The 19,627-nt window shown below is 59.5% G+C and carries 24 protein-coding genes and 1 riboswitch; of the genes, 15 read left to right on the forward strand and 9 right to left on the reverse strand.

What is annotated here, in order from left to right; genetic code table 11:
* From rnc to H559_RS0117685, 5 genes are all read left to right on the forward strand, one after another.
* Positions 1 to 711 carry a ribonuclease III gene (gene rnc, locus H559_RS0117665; protein ID WP_028453772.1) on the forward strand — a complete coding sequence of 237 codons (711 nt, stop codon included), beginning with the start codon at positions 1 to 3 and terminating at the stop codon, positions 709 to 711.
* Positions 708 to 1,628, forward strand: a complete 921-nt coding sequence (gene era / locus H559_RS0117670; protein WP_028453773.1) for a GTPase Era — start codon at positions 708 to 710, stop codon at positions 1,626 to 1,628. Before rnc ends, era begins: the two co-directional genes overlap by 4 nt.
* A gap of 18 nt (positions 1,629 to 1,646) precedes the next feature.
* Complete coding sequence (gene recO, locus H559_RS0117675) at positions 1,647 to 2,390, forward strand: DNA repair protein RecO (protein WP_034642066.1); 744 nt, start codon at positions 1,647 to 1,649, stop codon at positions 2,388 to 2,390.
* 92 nt (positions 2,391 to 2,482) lie between these two features.
* Positions 2,483 to 2,830, forward strand: a complete 348-nt coding sequence (locus H559_RS0117680) for a SpoIIAA family protein (RefSeq protein WP_028453775.1) — start codon at positions 2,483 to 2,485, stop codon at positions 2,828 to 2,830.
* A 37-nt stretch (positions 2,831 to 2,867) separates the two neighbouring features.
* Positions 2,868 to 4,589 (forward strand): cyclic-di-GMP receptor FimW-related protein, encoded by a 1,722-nt coding sequence (locus H559_RS0117685; RefSeq protein ID WP_028453776.1) that lies wholly within the window; start codon positions 2,868 to 2,870, stop codon positions 4,587 to 4,589.
* Between the two features lie 69 nt (positions 4,590 to 4,658).
* Here H559_RS0117685 and H559_RS0117690 read toward each other — a convergent pair whose 3' ends face one another.
* The 3 genes from H559_RS0117690 to yjgA are packed head-to-tail and all read right to left on the reverse strand — an operon-like array spanning position 4,659 to position 6,566.
* Positions 4,659 to 5,339, reverse strand: a complete 681-nt coding sequence (locus H559_RS0117690; RefSeq protein WP_028453777.1) for an alpha/beta hydrolase — start codon at positions 5,337 to 5,339, stop codon at positions 4,659 to 4,661.
* 5 nt (positions 5,340 to 5,344) lie between these two features.
* Entirely contained in the window at positions 5,345 to 5,995 is a 651-nt protein-coding gene (locus H559_RS0117695) for an HAD-IA family hydrolase (RefSeq protein WP_028453778.1), read from the reverse strand.
* Positions 5,988 to 6,566: a ribosome biogenesis factor YjgA gene (gene yjgA / locus H559_RS0117700; RefSeq protein WP_028453779.1), complete on the reverse strand. Its 579-nt coding sequence runs from the start codon at positions 6,564 to 6,566 to the stop codon at positions 5,988 to 5,990. The genes H559_RS0117695 and yjgA overlap by 8 nt, the downstream gene beginning before the upstream one ends.
* An 85-nt stretch (positions 6,567 to 6,651) precedes the next feature.
* On the opposite strand from yjgA, the gene pmbA reads away from it, so the two are divergent.
* Both pmbA and H559_RS0117710 read left to right on the forward strand, forming a co-directional pair.
* Positions 6,652 to 7,983, forward strand: a complete 1,332-nt coding sequence (gene pmbA, locus H559_RS0117705) for a metalloprotease PmbA (RefSeq protein ID WP_028453780.1) — start codon at positions 6,652 to 6,654, stop codon at positions 7,981 to 7,983.
* 62 nt (positions 7,984 to 8,045) lie between these two features.
* Positions 8,046 to 8,669, forward strand: coding sequence for a DNA-3-methyladenine glycosylase family protein (locus tag H559_RS0117710; RefSeq protein ID WP_028453781.1), 624 nt, complete (start codon positions 8,046 to 8,048; stop codon positions 8,667 to 8,669).
* Between the two features lie 33 nt (positions 8,670 to 8,702).
* Here the strand turns inward: H559_RS0117710 and H559_RS22045 are convergent, their stop codons facing one another.
* From H559_RS22045 to H559_RS0117730, 4 genes are all read right to left on the reverse strand, one after another.
* A complete protein-coding gene (locus H559_RS22045; RefSeq protein ID WP_051279773.1) occupies positions 8,703 to 9,509 on the reverse strand; it encodes a substrate-binding periplasmic protein in 807 nt (268 codons plus the stop codon).
* Positions 9,510 to 9,606: 97 nt separating this feature from the next.
* Positions 9,607 to 10,539 (reverse strand): dihydroorotate oxidase, encoded by a 933-nt coding sequence (locus tag H559_RS0117720; protein ID WP_028453782.1) that lies wholly within the window; start codon positions 10,537 to 10,539, stop codon positions 9,607 to 9,609.
* A complete protein-coding gene (locus tag H559_RS0117725; protein ID WP_028453783.1) occupies positions 10,527 to 10,745 on the reverse strand; it encodes a hypothetical protein in 219 nt (72 codons plus the stop codon). Before H559_RS0117725 ends, H559_RS0117720 begins: the two co-directional genes overlap by 13 nt.
* 58 nt (positions 10,746 to 10,803) lie before the next feature.
* The gene (locus H559_RS0117730; RefSeq protein WP_028453784.1) at positions 10,804 to 11,271 is read right to left on the reverse strand and encodes a MarR family winged helix-turn-helix transcriptional regulator; all 468 of its coding nucleotides are present in this window, start codon (positions 11,269 to 11,271) and stop codon (positions 10,804 to 10,806) included.
* A 70-nt stretch (positions 11,272 to 11,341) separates the two neighbouring features.
* Here H559_RS0117730 and H559_RS0117735 point away from each other — a divergent pair, with 70 nt between their 5' ends.
* Positions 11,342 to 12,505, forward strand: coding sequence for an aminotransferase-like domain-containing protein (locus H559_RS0117735; RefSeq protein ID WP_028453785.1), 1,164 nt, complete (start codon positions 11,342 to 11,344; stop codon positions 12,503 to 12,505).
* Between the two features lie 64 nt (positions 12,506 to 12,569).
* Here H559_RS0117735 and H559_RS0117740 read toward each other — a convergent pair whose 3' ends face one another.
* Both H559_RS0117740 and H559_RS0117745 read right to left on the reverse strand, forming a co-directional pair.
* Positions 12,570 to 12,773 carry a hypothetical protein gene (locus H559_RS0117740; protein WP_028453786.1) on the reverse strand — a complete coding sequence of 68 codons (204 nt, stop codon included), beginning with the start codon at positions 12,771 to 12,773 and terminating at the stop codon, positions 12,570 to 12,572.
* 128 nt (positions 12,774 to 12,901) lie between these two features.
* Positions 12,902 to 13,114 carry a hypothetical protein gene (locus H559_RS0117745; protein ID WP_051279775.1) on the reverse strand — a complete coding sequence of 71 codons (213 nt, stop codon included), beginning with the start codon at positions 13,112 to 13,114 and terminating at the stop codon, positions 12,902 to 12,904.
* Positions 13,115 to 13,306: 192 nt separating this feature from the next.
* Positions 13,307 to 13,409: riboswitch (TPP riboswitch) on the forward strand.
* 29 nt (positions 13,410 to 13,438) lie between these two features.
* On the opposite strand from H559_RS0117745, the gene thiM reads away from it, so the two are divergent.
* The 7 genes from thiM (at position 13,439) to H559_RS0117785 (ending at position 19,593) form a co-directional block, all read left to right on the forward strand.
* Positions 13,439 to 14,254: a hydroxyethylthiazole kinase gene (gene thiM, locus H559_RS0117750; RefSeq protein ID WP_034642070.1), complete on the forward strand. Its 816-nt coding sequence runs from the start codon at positions 13,439 to 13,441 to the stop codon at positions 14,252 to 14,254.
* Positions 14,254 to 14,898 (forward strand): thiamine phosphate synthase, encoded by a 645-nt coding sequence (gene thiE / locus H559_RS0117755; protein ID WP_028453789.1) that lies wholly within the window; start codon positions 14,254 to 14,256, stop codon positions 14,896 to 14,898. Before thiM ends, thiE begins: the two co-directional genes overlap by 1 nt.
* A gap of 51 nt (positions 14,899 to 14,949) precedes the next feature.
* A complete protein-coding gene (locus H559_RS0117760; RefSeq protein ID WP_028453790.1) occupies positions 14,950 to 15,321 on the forward strand; it encodes a hypothetical protein in 372 nt (123 codons plus the stop codon).
* A gap of 539 nt (positions 15,322 to 15,860) precedes the next feature.
* Positions 15,861 to 16,409 (forward strand): phospholipase D-like domain-containing protein, encoded by a 549-nt coding sequence (locus tag H559_RS21110; RefSeq protein ID WP_211230973.1) that lies wholly within the window; start codon positions 15,861 to 15,863, stop codon positions 16,407 to 16,409.
* 77 nt (positions 16,410 to 16,486) lie between these two features.
* Positions 16,487 to 17,305 (forward strand): bifunctional hydroxymethylpyrimidine kinase/phosphomethylpyrimidine kinase, encoded by an 819-nt coding sequence (gene thiD / locus H559_RS0117770; RefSeq protein ID WP_028453791.1) that lies wholly within the window; start codon positions 16,487 to 16,489, stop codon positions 17,303 to 17,305.
* Positions 17,305 to 18,135: a hypothetical protein gene (locus H559_RS0117775; RefSeq protein ID WP_028453792.1), complete on the forward strand. Its 831-nt coding sequence runs from the start codon at positions 17,305 to 17,307 to the stop codon at positions 18,133 to 18,135. The genes thiD and H559_RS0117775 overlap by 1 nt, the downstream gene beginning before the upstream one ends.
* A 306-nt stretch (positions 18,136 to 18,441) precedes the next feature.
* Positions 18,442 to 19,593: a response regulator gene (locus tag H559_RS0117785; protein ID WP_028453793.1), complete on the forward strand. Its 1,152-nt coding sequence runs from the start codon at positions 18,442 to 18,444 to the stop codon at positions 19,591 to 19,593.
* The last annotated feature ends 34 nt before the right edge of the window (positions 19,594 to 19,627 follow it).

Raw genomic sequence — 19,627 nt, forward strand, 5'->3', positions numbered from 1 at the left:
TTGTCAGCCAATCTTTCCGCCGAGCGCCTTGAAAGGGTGCTCGGCTATGTTTTTTCCGATCGCCAGCTTCTGCTGCAGGCGGTTACCCATCGTAGCTTTTCTGCTACTCATAACGAGCGACTTGAGTTCGTTGGGGATGGCATTCTCAATGCCCTGGTGGCAAGAGCATTGTTTCGAGCGTTTCCCCAGCAAAGTGAAGGCGATTTGTCTCGCATAAGAGCCAGGCTTGTGTGCCAGGAGGGCCTGGCAGATATTGCACTGGAGTTGGGTTTGGGTGACTACATCCGACTTGGCGAAGGAGAGTTGAAGAGCGGTGGTTACCGCCGACCTTCGATCTTGGCTGATGCTCTCGAGGCTATTTTGGGCGCAATCTGGCTGGATGGAGGGCTTGCTGCGCTTGAGCCTGTGATTGAGCGTCTTTTCGCGTCCCGCATTGCGGCCATCGATCCGGCAACGGCTGGCAAGGATGCCAAAACCTCGCTGCAGGAATGGTTGCAGGCACGCAAGCTGCCGCTGCCGACTTATGTGATTGAACGGCAGGACGGTGATTCGCCAGAGCAGGTGTTTGAGGTCAGCTGCACTGTCACCGAGCTGAAGACTACAACTCGCGGGATTGCCGGCAGCAAGCGTGCCGCCGAACAGGAGGCTGCCGCCAATGCCTTGCAATTACTGCGACAAACCTATCCCGGAAAAAAGCTGGTTCGAAAATGACTGAACATGATCAAAAATTGCCGGATTATCGTTGCGGCTTTGTCGCTATTGTTGGTCGGCCCAATGTCGGAAAATCCACCCTGCTCAATCATCTTATCGGGATGAAGTTAAGCATTACATCGCGCAAGGCGCAGACCACGCGCCACCGCATCACGGGCGTGCTGACCACGGATAGTGCACAGTTTGTGTTTGTCGACACACCAGGCTTTCAGAATCGGCATCGGAATGCTCTGAATCAGGCCATGAACCGCAATGTCACCAGTACGCTGGCCGATGTTGATGTCATCCTGTTTGTTGTTGAGGCCGGCCGCTTTGGTCCCGATGATGATGCTGTTCTGAAACTGCTGCCGGCAGATCGTCCGGTTGTGCTGGTCATCAACAAGATTGATACCCTGGTAGACAAATCAGCCTTGCTGCCTTTTATCGAGAGCATGGCGCAAAAACGTGAATTTACTGCGGTCGTCCCCCTTTCTGCCCTGCGCGGGCTGAAGCTGGATGTATTACAGCAAGCAGTCGAGCCCTTGCTGCCCCAGTCCGAGCCGTTTTATGCTGAAGATCAGATTACTGACCGGAATGAGCGCTTTCTGGCTGCCGAAATCGTACGCGAGAAAATCTTCCGCATGCTTGGTGACGAGTTGCCTTATGCCATGACTGTTGAAATTGAAAAATTCGACGAGGAAGTCACGACGCGCGGGCAGGAGTTGCGACGCATCTATGCCGCAGTCTGGGTTGATCGGGAAAGCCAGAAAGCCATCCTGATCGGCAAGAGCGGGGAAAAGCTCAAGCGTATTGCGTCTGAGGCTCGCAAGGATATGGAGCTGATGTTCGATGCCAAGGTGTACCTCGAAGTATGGGTCAAGGTAAAAAGTGGCTGGGCTGACGATACACGCCTGTTGCGGCAGTTTGGTTTTGAATAAGTCCGCTGTATTTCCGACATGAAAGTTCCTCGCGGCACTCCCCGCGTCAATCAGCAGCCTGCCTTTATTCTTCACCAGTACCCATACCGGGAAACCAGCAGGTTGCTGGATGTGTTTTCGCGGGACCATGGCCGGATTACTCTCGTCGCCCGTGGTGTGCAAAGGCACGGTTCTCAATTGCGCGGTGTCCTGCTCGGACATCAGCCCTTGTTGCTGGACTGGTTTGGAGGGGGCGAGGTAAAAACACTGCATGCCGCTCATTGGCAGCCCGGGATTCCGCAATTACGCGAAGTGGCATTACTGTGCGGTCTGTATGCCAATGAACTGTTGCAGCGGATATTGCCGCGCGAAATCCAGGCATCGCTGCTCTTTGCCGAATATTTCCAGCTTGTGAAATGCCTTGCCCGCAATGCTGGTAATCCGGCAATGCTTGAGTTTGCCTTGCGGCAATTCGAGGGGCAGTTGCTGGCCAGTCAGGGGGTTGCCATTGACTGGCGCAACACTGCGGAAGGTGCTCCGGTTTCGCCGGATTGTTTCTATGCTTTTTCGGTGGATCGTGGTTTGCATGAGACACCTTCTGAAGGTGCTCGTGGGCAGGCACTTCTGGCGTTCGCCGATGGCCAGGCCGTGCAGGGCTGGCAGATGCAGGAAATGAAGCGCTTGATGCGTCAGGTGTTGAGTGCCACCTTGCTGGATTCGCAACCTCTGCAAACCCGGAATCTGATGCAGGAAATCCAGCGCATGGTGCAACCCCTTGCCTGATTGCCCGGGCCACACTGGTAAATGAACGTCCTTGACGCTATCCTGAGCATTGTTGAAGGTGATGTTTAAGCATTTGCCGGCAGGAGGCTCGCATGATTACCGTTTCGCACGAAGATGGCCACATTCTGGCGGTAGTGCTGGGTGAATTTACTGTCCAGGATTTTCGCCAGTTCGAAGAAGAGGCACTCTATGATATCCGGCAGCAAGGCAAGGCCAGGATGATTATGGACCTGACCGGAATGGCAGCCTACACCATCGACATGGCTGTCGAGGAAATCCGCTTCCTGAAACAGCACCGCCAGCAGTTCGAGCGGGTGGCCATTGTCTCGGATGATCAATGGGTTACCTGGTCGGTGTGGCTGAACAGAATGATGACCGAATCGGAAATTGAGGTTTTTGATGACGTTGCCGACGCACGATCGTGGATAATCAGCGAATAATGCGGCTCAGAACGCCAATCAATTAGGGCATATTTCAATGCTAGAGCGCCTTTCATCCCTGTTTGCAAAAGAAAAATCACCGCTTTACTCGCTGAAGACAACCCAGCAGTGGCTCAAGCAGCTTGAACTGCTGGATGCGTCATCCCGTTGTGCCAAGGTGCATGATGTCATCAGCGATTTTCTGGTCAGTACGGGCAGACCGAGCAAGGAAGGGCTGGATGCGCTGCTTCTGATCGACGATTTTGCCCAGGAAGGGTTTGATGCACTGTGCTACCAGTACATCAGCAATCCGCGCATGCCCAAGGAACTGGAGCAGAAGCTCTGGAAGGAGATTGTCCATTTCGCCCGCGACATGGCCGAGACATACCAGCGCTTTATCCAGGTCGATCAGGGGGAATCCTTTGCGGCGCAGATCGAACCGCTGATGCCACTGATCTGGGCCCGCAGCCTGCATTATCTGGCCGTCGAAGCCAAATGGCATTATTTCCGCTTTGAGAAGTCCCCGGCGCGCATCTGGACGCTGGCTCACCAGCTTTATCGCCTCTCCGAGATTTCAGGGGCCGACAGCAATCCTTTCAAACTGTATGAAAGTGTCAGCGCGGAAGTGACTTCCTGCGCGGATGAGTATCTACAGCTGATTCTGCTCAATACTGTTGCCAACAACAACCTCACGGTGCGACAGATACACACGGTTGACCTGTGGCTGGAGCAATGGTCCAAACTGCTGCAGCTTTCCCGCAAGTATCAGCCTGATGTCCATCACCTCTGCATCAATCTGCAGGATACGAACGGTTCGCAGAAGATCAATCCTGCCGAAGCAACAGAAACCTACCGCTATCTCAGTCTGCACGAACTGGTTCGCACGATCACCGAGACTATCCAGAAGCTCGAACAGGGAGCGGCACCCGCAACACTGGGTCTGGGGCCTGAAGCTCGCGGCCCGGGCAGCATCGAATTGCTGAAGCATCTGGAAGTGTTCTGGACCATGCACATGCGCAATAGCGAAATCAAGCGCAGCGAGCGGGTCAAGGTTTCCAAGGCCGCTGACGTGATTTACGGTCTCGACAAGGTTTGCCGGCATGTGCGTGCCGACAACGAAAAACACACTCGCCAGCCTGTCGAGAGCAAGAGTCAGGTCGACTACGACGAGATCATGGACATGAGGCTGTACGGCTTCGTGTCATCGCGGACCCGCAGCAAGCAAAGTGCCCCACATGGCGCGGCGCCGCAGATGTTCCAGAACAAGCTGCCTGACTGGGTGACCTGGCTGATCGAAAACGAGAGCGAGGGCGGCTATGGTGCGCATCTGCGGCTTTCCGAATGCGAGTGGATTCGCCCCGGCTTGCTGCTTGGCGTGCGCTTCGATACCGATGCCAACTGGCAGATCGGCATTGTGCGCCGCTTGCAGCGCATCAATGATGACGAGGTCTACGCCGGCATCCAGCGCCTGAGCACCACTCCGGTCGCTGTCAATCTGTATTCCGACAAGCTGGATCGCCTGGAAAACATCACCGTCGACGAGATAGGCTACACAGGTGCCATTGATCTTAAAAACCTGCGCACCGCAATGTACATCCCTCATCAGATTGATGGCGCGAATGTGAATACCCTGCTGATGCATTCGGCCGACTATGCCCAGGAGCGGATCTACAAGGTACAGGCGCGCGAAAAGGTGTTTTCGGTCAGCCTTGGTACCTTGCTGGAAAAAGGCACCGACTGGTTCTGGGTGTCCGTCAACGTGCTGCGGCAGGAAACGTAAGCAGTGCCTTGCATGCGTGTTCATAAAAAAGCCCGGGTATAGGTCCCGGGCTTTTGTTTTACAATGGCTTCAGGAGAATACCCTGGTCAAGTATTGGCCGATCAGCTGAATTTCGGGTAAGCACACCGAGTGCTGGATGGGCCAGGTGTGCCAGCTCACCGGATTGCCGAAATCGCGTACTGCATCATGCGCGGCCTGGCCGAGCTGAACGGGAACAACCGGGTCGTGGCTGCCGTGGCAGGCCATGACCGGTGTTGCTGTGTTGGCGCGGCGCATGGCTGCGTCAGTCAGCAGTTCCGGTGCCGGCAGGTAGGTGGACAGGGCAACAATACCGGCCAGTTTTTCCGGATGCAGCAGGCCAGCCGTGTAGGCAATCGCACCGCCTTGCGAGAAGCCGGCCAGCACGATATTGGCTGTCGGTATGCCGCGTGCATTTTCGCGGGCAATCAAGGCGCGTATCGCAGCGACGGATGCCTGGACGCCTGCAATGTCGGCGTGACGCTTGATGTCCTCGAAAAACACGATGTCGTACCAGGCCCGCATCACATAGCCATTGTTGCAGGTGATGGGCTGGTAGGGCGCGTGCGGGAAAAGGAAGCGCACGGGCAGATTGTCCGGCAGTCCCAGTTCCGGCACGACAGGAACAAAATCATTGCCGTCCGCTCCGAGGCCATGCAGCCAGATCACCGCATGCTGCGGATTGGCGCCGGTCTCTGTTTCAACGCAGGGAAGGAGTTCTTGTTCGCTCATGCCGGTCATTCCTGAATACTGAGATGAAACGCGCCATCACGGTGCGTAATCCTGATCTGGTCAAACGTCGAAACGCGATAAGTGCCGCCCGTAGCCGGGCTGTGCGCATGCTGCATGACGACAACCGGCATGCCGGCAGCTCCTGCCGAAGCAATACCACTGGCCGCATCTTCAAAGGCGATGCAGGAGTCGGGCGTCACGCCGCAGAGCGCCGCGCCGGCCAGATAGGGCGCCGGGTGCGGCTTGCCGTCGCTGACATCTTCGGCGGCGATCATCCTCTCGGGCACCGGCAAACCGGCCCAGCGCAGTTTGGCCGCCGCAATGTCGCGCGGAGCCGAGGTCACGACAGTCCAGTTCAGTCCATCGAGCTGTTGCAGGAAGGAAAGGGCGCCGGGCATGGCGATGGTGCCATCCAGTGTGCGAGCTTCCTCTTCCAGCAGCAGGCGAACTTCATGTTCGGCATCAAGGTGGGGGGCGACGATCCGGATGGTTTCCACGCCGCGCCTTCCGTGGACTTCCTGCATCACGCTGGCGGGGTCAAGGCCGTGGCGCACCGACCAGCGGGTCCAGAGCCCTTCGATGCAAGGCGTCGAATCGACCAGCGTGCCGTCCATGTCGAACAGCAGGGCACTGGCAAGCAGCGTGGCATCAGGCATCGTCGTTTTCTTCGTCTTCGATATCAGGAAGGGCGATGCCGGCCAGCGGCGGCTCGGGCGTGAAGGATTTCAGCAGCTTGAAGAGTTCCCGGTAGGCCTTCATCGGCAGCGGTTTGGGCGTATCGAGGCTGGCTTTTTCCTTCTGCGCATTGCGGATCAGCTGGCGCAGTTGCTGGATGTCGATCTGCGGCTGTTCGCTGATCAGCGCTTCCAGCGCCTTCGGATCGGTCAGCAGCTTTTCGCGACGACGCTCCAGCCCGTGCAGCCAGGCATTGTGCGTGTCCGACTGGCCGGCGATCTTGTCGAGCAGTGCATGGATGGGGGCAGTATCAACATTGCGCATCAGCTTGCCGATGAACTGCTTGTGGCGGGCGATGGCGCCATGTGCTTTCAGGCGCTTGCCTTCCAGCAGCGCATCGAACAGCTTTTCCGGCAGATTCAGTGTGGCCAGCAGCTTGCGGTCCAGAGGAATCAGCTTTTCGCCGAGCGCCTGCAATTCCTCGCTTTCGCGTTTCAGCTGGGTTTTGCTGGCGGGTTCGATGTCGTTGTCGTGGTCAAATTGCTGGTTCATGGCAGGCGCAGGGTTGCAAAAGCGTTATCATAGCAAACCTTGAGCCATCGCTCCCGATCCCTCATGTTTCCACGGAATGAACCGCGTGTCCGAATTCAGCCATAGCCAGCAGCAATTGCAAGATTTGTCCCTCCTGATTCTGGACGAGGCGCGCCGCCAGGGCGCGTCGGCCTGTGATGTCGACATCTCGGAGGGCTGCGGCCTGAATGTATCGGTTCGGCTGGGTGAAGTGGAAACGCTGGAATACAACCGCGACAAGGGTGTTGGCGTCACCGTATATCTGGGCCAGCAGAAAGGCCATGCCAGCAGCTCCGATTTCACACCGGATGCCCTGCGCGATACGGTCGCCGCTGCTCTGGCCATCGCCCGTTTTACCGCTGCCGATCCGTGTGCCGGTCTGGCCGACCCGGCGCTGTTTGCACGCGAGTTTGGTGATTACGATCTGTATCACCCGGAAACGCTGCCGGTCGAAGAAGCCATCCGCCAGGCCCAGGCCTGCGAAGCCGCCGCGCGTGCGGTCGATCCGCGCATCAGCAATTCGGAAGGCGCCAGTGTTGCCGGCAATGCCGCCAACTGGGTGTATGCCAATTCGCTCGGCTTCATCGGTGGTGGCATGAGTACACGCTACAGCCTCTCGGCCGCCGTGATTGCCGAGGAGAGCGGCAGCATGCAGCGTGATTACTGGTATGACGTTGCCCGTGCCCGTGCGGATCTTGGCTCGCCCGAATGGGTCGGCCGCCGTGCCGGTGAACGTACCGTGCGCCGACTGGGCGCACGCCGGCTGAAAACCGGCAGCTATCCGGTGCTGTTCGAAGCAACGCAGGCCGGTTCGCTGATCGGGCAGTGGGTGAGCGCGGTCAGTGGCAGCAGCCTCTACCGCCAGTCGAGCTTTCTGCTCGACAGTCTGGATACGCAGGTGTTTTCGCCCTGCGTTTCCATCATCGAAGACCCTTTCCTGCCGCGCGGCATGGCCAGCGGGGCTTTCGACAGCGAAGGCGTGGCAACCCGCCGCCGCAACGTCGTTGAGGCCGGTATGCAGCGTGGCTATTTCCTCGGCAGCTATTCGGCCCGCAAGCTCGGCATGCAGACCACCGGCAATGCCGGCGGCGCGCATAATCTGATCGTACCGGCCACACACAAGGCCGATGCGCTGTTGCGCGAACTGGGCACTGGCCTCTATGTGACCGAATTGCTCGGCCATGGCATCAATCTGGTCACCGGCGACTACTCGCGCGGCGCCGCCGGCTTCTGGGTGGAAAATGGCCAGATCCAGTATCCGGTCGAGGAAATCACCATCGCCGGCAATCTGCGCGACATGTATCGCCAGATTGTCGCCATCGGTGACGACGTGCTGCCCGGCAGCTCGCGTCGCGTGGGTTCCATCCTGATCGAAAGCATGACCGTCGCTGGCGTGTGATAGGGTATGTAACTGCAACCTAATATCTGCGATGGCTATAGGTTGATGGGGGTGTATGTATCTTGATCGGCAAGCCTGCTTACTGGGAGAATGCCTGCGCTGAATTGGCCCGGCGCGATGCGGTGCTGGCTGGGCTGATTGCCGCCTATCCGGAAATGAGCCTGCAGGGGCGGGGCGACGCCTTCGTGACGCTGGCGCGCTCGATTGTCGGCCAGCAGATTTCGGTGAAAGCGGCCGACGCCGTCTGGGGGCGTCTGCTTGCCCATCTTGAGTGGATCGAAAGTAGCCGCATTCTGGCCAGCAGCGTCGAGCAATTGCGCGCCTGCGGCCTGTCCGCCCGCAAGGTTGAATACCTCAGCGATCTGGCCCGTCACCACGCCGCTGGGCGCTTGAATCCGGCCGACTGGCAGGATTGGGATGACGAAACCATCATTGCGGAGCTGACCGGTATCCGCGGTATTGGCCGCTGGACGGCCGAGATGTTCCTGATTTTTCATCTCCTGCGCCCGAACGTGCTGCCACTGGACGACATCGGCCTGCTGCGTGCGGTGGCCCTGCACTATCACGGCGGCGAGCGCCTGCCGAGGAAAGTCGTTCGCGAGCTGGCCGCGCAATGGCAGCCCTGGTGCTCGGTAGCCACATGGTATCTCTGGCGCAGTCTTGATCCAGTGCCGGTCGAATATTGATGGTGGGTGTGTGACAGCTGCTGCGGGCAGGGTTCACTTGCCCTGATAGCGCTCGCGGATGCGCTGCAGCTCGCCGCTATGCTTCAGTTCCTCGAAGGCTTTCTCGAAGCGTGTGAAGAATTGTTCATTGACCCGGGTGTTGAAGGCGAAGTAGCAGCCGCTGCCCTTCTGCAGGGTATAGAGCACCTCCATCGCATCCGGGTCCAGCCCCTGGCGTTTTGCCTCGAAACGGTGGGCAATGAGCAAGCCGACCGACAATTCGAAGCGCTCGGCATACAGCATGCGCACCGATTTTTCCTCGCTTGCGCTGGTGTCGATCTGCTGCACTGGAAACCCCTTGGCCTGGAGGATCTGCGTGCCGGCGCTATTGCGTGCGGCGCCGATGCGGTAGTGCCGCGCATCGTCAAGGCTGGCGACGTGCACATCCTTGCGGTGCCTGAGGCGGATCAGCTGTACGTCGCAGTCGTCGAAGGGGCCGACCCAGCGGTAAAGCTTCTCGCGCTCGGGGGTACGCACAATGGTGTAGAGCAGGCTGTCCGGTGTTTCGCCAGTCATGTAAACCGAGCGCGTCCAGGGGTAGCTCTGCCGCTCGATCTGTAAGCCGGAGCGGGCAATGACGGCGTCGAGAATCTCGTTGGCGAGCCCGCGGTGCTGGCCGCGCAGCATGTAGTTGAAAGGAGGGAACTCTTCGGTAAATGCCTGCAGGTTGCTGGCAGCCAGCGGGAATGGCAGCAGCAATGCGCAGGCCACAAGCCAGCGGCGGATGCGCGCGAAGCGTGGCCGTTGCAGGGCAGGAGCATGGCGCGGAGCGGGCCTTGCCGTGGTAATTGCGGTTTCCATCCTTACAGAATTCAGCCTGCAGGACGAAAATGCAAGACCAGCTGTCAGAAATGCAGAAACCGGCATATAGCCGGTTTCTGTCGGGGCGATGATGCGCTCAGAGTGTTTTCAGCTTGCCCTGGAAATCGCTGATGCGCTCGTAACCCTTGGCCAGCATGATGGCTTTCAGCTCCTCGATCAGGCGCGGGAAGATCAGCGGGCCTTCTTCGAAGAGCTGTGTGCCGACCTGCACGATGCTGGCGCCCGCCAGCAGATGCAGGAACACCTGCTCGCCGCTGCGCACGCCGCCGCAGCCGATTACCTTCTTGTTCGGGCAGCGACGATAGAAGGCATTCACATTGGCCAGCGCCGTCGGCAGCACGAAATCGCCGCCAATGCCGCCGAAGCCGTCTTTCGGGCGGATCACCACCGTTTCGGTCTGCGGGTCGATGACCAGACCATTGCCGATCGAATTGATGCAGGTGACAAAGGCAATCTGCGGGTAGGTATTAAGAATCGCGGCAGCTTCGTCGAAATGGGCAATGTCGAAGTAGGGCGGCAGTTTCACGCCGAACGGCCGGTCATAGGCATCGGCGATTTCGTGGATGAAGGTATCCATCGCTTCGAAATCGTAGCCAACCTGTGCCTTGCCGGGCACGTTCGGGCACGACAGGTTCAGCTCCATCATTACCGGCGTCACGGCTTCGCGCAGCTCGGCTACCATGGTGAGGTTGTCATCGAGCGTGAGGCCGGCCAGTGACATGAACAGCGGTTTGCGTTCGTAATCGTGGCAGCGCGCGTAGTTCAGGTAATAGGGGAAGCCTTCGTTGGGCAGGCCCATCGAGTTGATGCTGCCCCAGGGCGTGGCGCGGTAGCGTGGCTCGGGGTTGCCGTCGCGCTGCGTCAGCGTGCAGCTTTTGGTCACCATGGCACCGGCGACGCTCTCGGAGAGTGCTTCGAGCTGCGAAGCAACACTGCACCACACCCCCGATGCATTCATCAGCGGATTGGCGAGCGGCAGATCAAGAAATTCAGTGCTTAAATCGGGCATGGCAAGCTCCCTCTGGCCTTGGTCAGGCTGCTGAAAACAGCCTGCGCTGTGTTTTCAGCGGCAAGGCTGGTCAAAAATATGGTGAAAAGCAAATTCAGCAAGTCACCGGTTTTCAAATCGCCTGTTTGCGCCGGGCTGGCCCGGTGCCGGATGGGAGCCTGAAAACCGGCCTTGTATATCGATGTGCTGACTGTTACGAGCATCATACGAAGCCACTGCTGCGGGTATCGTGAGCAGGGTCAAAAAGCCCGCATATTGTTTGATTCACCCGTTTTGCGGCGAACTGGCCGCGCTGCAGATGGCCTGCATGGTGGCAACCCAGCTTACCGTAGCCGAATTGCCGGCGCTTTGAAAGGCGCGTGCAAGGAGTTCTCGCTGCGGATTGCTCAGCCTTTGTTCAAGATCAAGCCCGCTGGCCGTCAGTGACAGGCAGCGCACGCGGCGATCCGCGGCTGAGGGGCTATTTTCAACCAGCCTGGCCTCGATGAGCTGCCGCATGGGGCCGTGCAGTGCCTGTTTGCTCACGCCGAGAATGCCCAGTAGCGCTTGCTGGCTGATGCCGGGCTGGCGGGCGACAAAATACAGGATGCGATGGTGTACCCGGTTCCAGCCGAACTCGGCCAGGATGGCATCGGGCGGGGCGGTGATGGCTTTTTGCGCGTGGAAGATCAGTTCGAGAGCTCGATTGAGCTCGGCCTCGGGGATGGCTGCGTGGGAAGATTGGTCAATCATATTGACTTAGTTGGCTCTTTACGGGATATTGGTCAATATTGTTGACCAAAACTCTCCGTGGAGCAAATGCATGCTGGCCGAACGCATCAACCGCCTGACCTCATCCCTGGTACGCGACATTCTGGCTGCGGCCAGCAGCCCGGGCGTCACTTCCTTTGCCGGTGGCTTGCCCGCCGAGCACGCACTCTTTGTTCCCGATCTGGCGGCATTGCCGGCCGGAGCCCTGGCTGGCGCCTTGCAATATGGGCCGTCGGAAGGCGAACCGGCGCTGCGCGAGCAGGTGGCTGCCATGCTGAGCGCGCAAGGATTGCCGTGCACGGCCGGGCAGGTGCTGATCCTGAACGGCTCGCAGCAGGGGATTGATCTGGTTGCCAAGCTGGCTATCGAGCCGGGTCGGCGCGTGCTGGTCGAATCGCCGACCTATCTGGCAGCGCTGCAGTCGTTCCGGCTGTTTGGCGCCGAGCTGGATGGCTGGGGCAGTGATGAGGGTATGCCGCCAGCGGGAAGACTGGAAAAGGGCTTGCGTACTGATACCCGACTGACTTATCTCAATCCTACTTTCCAGAATCCGTCGGGAGCCTGCTACAGCCACAGCGAGCGCCAGGCGCTGGCAGCGGAGCTGGATTGCCATTCCCTGATCGTATTCGAGGATGATCCCTATCGCGATCTGGCCTATGACACGCCGGCACCGCCGCCGCTGGTTAGCCATCTGCAGCAGGCACCGTGGGTCTATCAGGGGTCATTTTCGAAGATTCTCGCTCCGGGTTTGCGGCTGGGCTATCTGGTCGCGCATCCGGCACTGTTTCCGCACCTGCTGCGGCTCAAGCAGGCGGCTGATCTGCACAGTAACCGCCTGTCGCAAATTCTGGTTTGCGATGCACTGCAGACCGGCAAGCTGCCGGCGCACCTGGCGCGCATCCTGCCAGTCTACCGTGCGCGCCGCGATGCCATGGCGGATAGCCTGCAGCGTCATCTGGGCGATCTGGCGCGCTGGCAATTACCGGCCGGCGGGCTTTTCTTCTGGCTGACGCTGGCCGAGCGCTGCGACACCATGGCGCTGATGCGCGATTTGCTCAAGGAGGACCGGGTTGCCATCATGCCGGGCGAACCATTCTTTGCCGTGCCGGATGCCCGCAGCTGTATCCGGCTCAATTTCAGTCACGCGGATGCCGGGCAGATCGACGCCGGCGTGGCGCGGCTGGCCGGGCGGCTGCGTACGCTGCTCTGCCACTGAAACAGGCAACGCCGGCAGGAAAAAGGGCGCCGGCGGCGCCCTTGCGACAGGCAGGCAGTCTGAATCAGGCCGCATTGCTGATGTCCTTGCCGCGCTCAATCAGAATGCACTGGATGGCGTCGTGCATGCTTTTGGCCTTGAAAATGATAAAGGCACTGGGCTGGTTGATTTGCAGGCGGGCCAGACCATGCTCCAGCCGCTTCAGGTCGGCGGTGGACAGCTCGTTGAGCCAGTCATGAGGGGCATTTCCGAACAGAGGGGCGCGCATCGAGGTTCTCCCGGTTTGGCGCGGGGCCTCAGCCCCGCCTGACCCCAAGAATAAATTATGTCCTTGTTTTGCATGGTGTAAGACAGACAAAAGGTTGGGTGTGGCCGCCAGCCGTTCCGGCGACCGGATCAACGGGCGATGCTGAGCTGATGCATGGCGCTGGCGCGGTTCAGATCCTGCTGGCTCAGGCCGATCTGCGTCCCGCACGGGCAGGGCAGCATTGAATCGGTGGTCAGCGTTTTCAGGTGATGGGTGACTTCATGCCCGCAATCCGGGCATTCCACGACCAGCGTGGCGTTATTGTGCTTGTCGATATTCAGGTCGAGATTCAATCCGGTCATTGCGGGCTCCTGTTGCATCGTTGCCGGCAGGCCCGTGCCAGCCGGTTTTCTGAGCCTAGAACCCCTGCCCACGGAAAGCCAACCCTCCGGCCGGCCATCCGTCCGGTCATTGCACAGGTCGCAGCAGATCAAATCTCCTGCAGATTCGCGGGCGACTGCCTTGACCCTGCCGCGCAGTGCGCCGGACAATGCCATTCTGACTCGGGGTGCCGCCTGCTGGCATTGGCAGCGGCTGAGAAACACCCGTACACCTGATCCGGATCATGCCGGCGTAGGAAAGTCACGGCGCGGCCGGCTTTCCCGTCGGCTATCACAGAGAGCGCCATGACTGCCTTTGACCATACTCCCGTTACCTATCAACAGCTGGCCCTTGAATTGCAAAGGCTGCGTGACAATACCCCCCTTGTTCATGTGATGACCAACGAGGTGGTGCAGGAGTTCACCGCCAATGTGCTGCTCGCCATCGGCGCGGCACCGGCAATGATCGTTGCGGAAGAAGAGGCGGGCGAGTTCGCCGCCATCGCCTCCGCGCTGCTGATCAACGTCGGTACACTCTATCCGGCGCGTTTGGCCGCGATGAAGATTGCGGCTGCCGCTGCGCAGAAGGCAGGCACGCCCTGGGTGCTCGACCCGGTGGCGGTCGGCGTGCTCAAGTACCGCTCGGATGCCGCGCGCGAGCTGCTGGCGTTCCAGCCCGCCGCCATTCGCGGCAATGCCTCGGAAATTCTGGCGCTGGCGGGGCTGGCGGGCGGTGGCCGTGGCGTGGACAGCACTGCCGGTTCGCACAGCGCCGTGGCGGCCGCGAAACAGCTGGCCCGCGATACTGGCGCGATTGTCGCCGTGACTGGCGAGGTGGATTACATCACCGACGGCCAGCGCGTGCTCTCCACCGGCTGGGGCCATGTGCGCATGACGCGCGTGGTGGGCACAGGCTGCTCCTTGTCCGCCGTTGTGGCTGCCTTTCTCGCCGATGCGCCGGATCGCCTGCTGGCCGTGGCCGCCGCCTGCGGCATCATGGGCGTGTGCGGCGAGCGCGCGTTTGATTGTTCGGAAGGTACCGGCTCGTTCAAGATGTCCTTCCTCGATGCGCTGACGGTGATTGCGCCGGCACAGCTGCGTACTGCCGAGGACAATGCCTGATGCGCCCGCTGAATCCGATTGATCTGTCGCTGTATCTGGTGCTCGACCCCGAGCTGTGCGGCGGTCTGGCCGGCATGGTCAGCACCACCGAGCAAGCGGTCGCCGGCGGTGTGACGGTGGTGCAGCTGCGTGCGCCGCAGTGGAAAAAGCTTGACTGGTTGCTCTGCGCCCGCGAGCTGAAGGCTGTGCTGGCCGGTAGCGGCGTGCCGCTGATCATCAACGATCACGTCGACATCGCGCTCGCCGTGGATGCCGACGGCGTGCATGTAGGCCAGAGCGATATCCCTGCCGACGTGGTGCGCACCTTGATCGGGCCGGACAAGATTCTGGGGCTCTCGACCAATAATCTGGCGCACCAGCAGGGGGTATCAGCCGCTATCGTCGATTACATAGGGGTTGGGCCCGTATACCCGACAGGCACCAAGAAAGACGCAGCGCCATCGCTGGGGCTGGATGAATTCGCACGCCTGATGCAAACCAAGCCACTGCCGGCGGTAGCGATTGGCGGCATCAAGGCCGGCCTGTGCGCACCGCTGATCGCGGCTGGCGCCGATGGTGTGGCGGTGGTGTCGGCGATTTGCGGGCAGGGGGATGTTAAAGCGGCCACAGCAGCGCTGAAGAAAGAAATCGCTGCCGTGCGTTGAGAATGGTAGCGATAGAAACATCGTCAATCATCCCCGAATGAGGAAAGAGCAATGGCCCGAATCATGGCATCGCTGTTTTGTCTGTTGCTGATTGACTCGGCATGGGCAGGCAATCTTGGCAAGAGCATCGATTCTCTGGACGCTGCCGCCGCGACAATGGAAGCCAAAATCCAGCTTCCTCCTGGTGCTGAGCCATTGAAGCGCTATACACGGCTGTACTCGGTGGAGTCGATCGCCGGGCATGAGGTCCTGATTGCCGTTTACGTCCTTGGCTGGGGAGATTCCGTCTTGAAAGGCTCGCGGGTTTTTCTGGCTCCGGCCAGGATGCCGGGCTTTTATGATGGTGGTTGCAGTGTCATCAATGTCCGCTATCGCCTGGATACAGGTCAGTTTCTCGACGTGTTCTGCAATGGCGAAGCATGATGTTTGATGTAGGGCGGGTTAGCTGCAATAGCAGCGTAACCCGCCGGATGAGGCGTTTTAGCGCCTTGCGGCGCGGTGATTTGGAACGCGTTTCCGCCGCGCCAACGGGGAGGGGGATTTGTCTCGGCAAATCCCCCTCCACCCCAAAGCCGAGCCCGTTCCGCCGGCCCTTCGGGCTGCCCTGCGATGCTCGCTCCGTCCAGCGGCGCGCCGCACTCGCCCTGCGGGCTCAAACACTCGTCGCGCCGAAACCCTGGCCGCAGCTGCGCTTCTCGGCGGCTGCAAGGGCAATTTGTTCTAACTGGCGTCAGCTGGTGGTAAAGTGTTTGTGAAAAGCACTGGCCGCTGGATTTGCTCCAGATGGACACACTCGATAGCACCAAATATGAGAACTCTTTATGGCTAAATTCCTGAATACCAGCGCCACGAATTATTTTCTGGAAGAGTTGATTAAGGAGGCTAAGGATCGCCTCATATTGATCAGTCCTTTCCTAAAGCTGAACGACAGAATGAAGGAATTGCTAGCTGACAAAAACTGATTGAAGATTGATGTTCGTATCATTTACGGAAAAAGTGAGCTGCAGCCAGAGGAAATTTCTTGGCTGAATGAGTTGTCATACATCCGGACTAGCTTTTGTAAGAATTTGCATGCGAAATGCTATTTGAATGAAGAGGTTTGTATTGTAACTAGTCTGAACCTCTACGAATTTAGCCAGGTGAATAATAACGAGATGGGTGTTCTGATTCGTAGATCGGAGGATGCTGAACTCTACAAAGATGCTTATGAAGAGGCTCAGCGGATAATACGGATTAGCGAAGAAGTCAGAATTTCTCTGGAACGAGTTGCTGCTGGTGCCGATGATAAGTCAGATGACGACCTGCCTGGAAAACTGACTTCATCCAAAGTGGCTCAGAAAATAGGTGTTAAAACTGCTGACTTTATCGAATCACTCATCGCTGCTGGTTATTTGGAATGCAAAGATGGTAGAAATTACCTGACTCAACAAGGCAAAGATGCGGGTGGGGAATTCAGAATGAGTCCGAAATTTGGCCCTTATTTTTTGTGGCCTGAAAATTTCAAAATCTAAACGAGACCGCTGAGGCGTAAACACTGCCCTGAATCCATCAGGCTTTAGGCGCTGAAACAATACAGGACCCCCAACCCATGAACGCCCCCGACCGCCTCATCCCCCACGCTCTGACCATCGCCGGCTCCGATTCCGGCGGTGGCGCCGGCATTCAGGCTGATCTGAAAACCTTTTCCGCGCTCGGCGCTTACGGCATGAGCGTGATTACGGCGCTGACGGCGCAGAATACGCGCGGGGTGTCGGCCGTGCATCCGGTGCCGCCGGAATTCGTCCATGCGCAGCTGGATGCGGTGTTCAGTGACATCCGTGTCGACAGCGTGAAGCTGGGCATGCTGGCGAATGCCGAGATTGTCGCCGCCGTGGCCGAAAGCCTGCAGCGCTGGCAGCCGCGTTTCGTGGTGGTCGATACGGTGATGATCGCCAAGGGCGGGCATGCGCTGTTGCTGCCGGACGCGGTGGCGGGAATCCGTGCACAACTTTTACCACTTGCGAGCCTGATCACGCCGAATTTGCCGGAAGCGGCAGCCCTGCTCGATTGTGCTGAGGCGCAGACGGAAAACGACATGCTGCGCCAGGGCGAGGCCTTGCTGGATTTGGGGGCGAAAGCCGTGCTGATGAAGGGCGGCCATCTACCCGGTGACGATTGCCCGGACTGGCTGCTGGTGGCGGGCGAAGAGCCGGTGTGTTTCCCGGCGCGGCGCATTCCGACGCGGCATACGCACGGTACCGGTTGCACCCTGTCGGCTGCGCTGGCTGCGCTGCGTCCGCAGTGCGCGGACTGGGTGGGAGCAGTGGCGCATGCCAAGGCGTGGCTCTTGCAGGCGATTGCCAATGCCGAACGCCTGCAGGTAGGCCACGGCATCGGGCCGGTGCATCATTTCCACGAGTGGTGGTGATGAAGGGTTTTCTGCAGGGTTTGCTGGTGCTGGCCGGCGCCCTGCTGGCGGCGCTTGCCGGTTTTTTCCTCTTTTCAGCGGGTGTTCTGTTGGCCTGGCCTGCCGGCCTGGCGGTACTGGCCGGGTTCTGGCTGCTGGCGCTGGCCGGGTATTACTGGCGGAAAGAGGGGCTGCAGACGATCAGCTGGTGTCTGCTGGCGGGCAGTGGCTTGTCATGTTTTTACCTCTGGGATCGCCTGAGCGGCGCGATTCCGGCGCCGGACTGGCTGGGGCTGGTTCCGGGGCCAGTGCAGGGCGGTACGGCGATTGTGCTGCTGAGCCCGTTCTGGCTGCTGCTGCCGCTGTGGGCACGGCAATGCGCGGCGGCTTTGCGCGGAGAAGGCTGGCAGGCCGTCACGCCTGACGAAACCTGGCGTACCTTGCTGCAATTCCTGTTCTGGCTGGCCTTGCTGCTGGTGGCGGGGGCGCTGGCGTTCTTGCCTGCCTGGAATATGAGCACCCTCGCGCTGTTGCTCGTAGTGGGCGGCCTGCTGTGCCTGCTGACGCTGGGAACGGAGCAATCCCGTTTTCTGCCCGCTGCGCCGGGGGTTGGCTTACTGCTGTGCGCAGGTGCCGCGATTGTGCGTGAGGGCTGGCCGCAGACGATCCGGCTGCTGTCCTGGTCCGGCATCGGGCTGGCATTCATGATCGTGCTTCTGGCGCTTGTGCTGCTTCTGCTGCTTGGCCATCTTGGCTGGGTGATGCGCGGCAGGCCGGTGCTGACCGAGGACGCTACGGCCGGCAAGGCTGGCGAGCCATACCCGCAGGAAGCGGAGAAAACCATGCATTGAGCCGGACTGATTCCGGCCGGTTTGGCGGGACAGGTATTCCTGACCATTACCTGCGTTTCGTATTTCGATTGTTGCCTGGTATGTGAATATAGCCATTTGAATTCAATGGCTGCAAGGCAATACATTACTGGGTATTCAAATGCCCAAGCAGTGGGCAGTCATGCTGGCAACTGGCGACCTCGCCCGCAGTGCTGTCATGGCCGAGGCCCCGTTGTGTGCCGCAGGTCAGTGCATCCTGATTCGCGCTGTAATGCAACGGTGAACGCTGCCTATAGTTAAGCCATCTGCGCAAACGGGACGATGGCGATGGAGACTCACGCAGCAGGCGAGCGCCCCACCATTCTGGTGGTGGACGACACGCCGGACAATCTCTCGCTGATGACGGGGCTGCTGAAGGACCTGTATCGCGTCAAGGCGGCGAACAATGGCGAGAAGGCGCTGAAAATCGCCCGCTCAGATCCGCCGCCAGACCTGATCCTGCTCGACATCATGATGCCGGGCCTGTCTGGCTACGACGTTTGCCAGGAACTCAAGGCCGACCCGGCCACCCGCGATATTCCGGTCATCTTCCTGACGGCCATGACGGCGACCGAGGAAGAAACCAAGGGGCTGGCGATGGGAGCGGGGGACTTCATCACCAAGCCGGTCAATCCGCCCGTGGTGCTGGCGCGCGTAGCCACGCATCTGCGCATCAAGGCTGCGGCCGATTTTCTGAAAGACCAGAACGTGTATCTGGAAAACGAAGTTGCCAAGCGCACGCGCGAGCTGGCGGCCATCCAGGATGTGACGATTCTGGCGATGGCCTCGCTGGCGGAAACGCGGGACAGCGATACTGGCGGTCATATCCGTCGCACGCAGCATTATGTGAGAGCGCTGGCGAAAAAACTGCAGGATCATCCGCGCTTCAGGGCGTATCTGGACGATTACACGATCGACATGCTGTTCAAGTCGGCGCCGCTGCACGATATCGGCAAGGTAGGCATTCCCGACCGCATCCTGCTCAAACCCGGGCATTTCGATGACGAGGAATTCGCCATCATGAAACACCATACCGAGCTGGGGCGTTCGGCCATCGAGCATGCGGAAAGCCAGCTGGGCATGAATGTGCCTTTCCTGCGGCATGCCAAGGAAATTGCCTATTACCACCAGGAAAAATGGGACGGCAGCGGGTATCCGGAGGGCTTGCAGGGCGATGCGATTCCGGTTTCGGCGCGACTGATGGCGGTAGCGGATGTCTACGACGCACTGATCAGCCGGCGCGTCTACAAGAGCGGCATGCCGCACGAAAATGCCGTTGCCATCATCGTTGAAGGCCGGGGTACGCACTTCGATCCGGATATGGTCGATGCGTTTGTCGAAATTGCGGATGAATTCCGGCAGATTGCCATCCGCTTTGGCGACAGCGATGCCGATATGGCCGAAAAAGCCCGGCAGCTTGAAACCTTTTCCGGGCATTGACCGCAGCCGGCCTGCGCTCGCAGTTGCCGGCTGG

The organism is Chitinilyticum aquatile DSM 21506 (assembly GCF_000430805.1).
GTDB classification, from domain to species: domain Bacteria; phylum Pseudomonadota; class Gammaproteobacteria; order Burkholderiales; family Chitinibacteraceae; genus Chitinilyticum; species Chitinilyticum aquatile.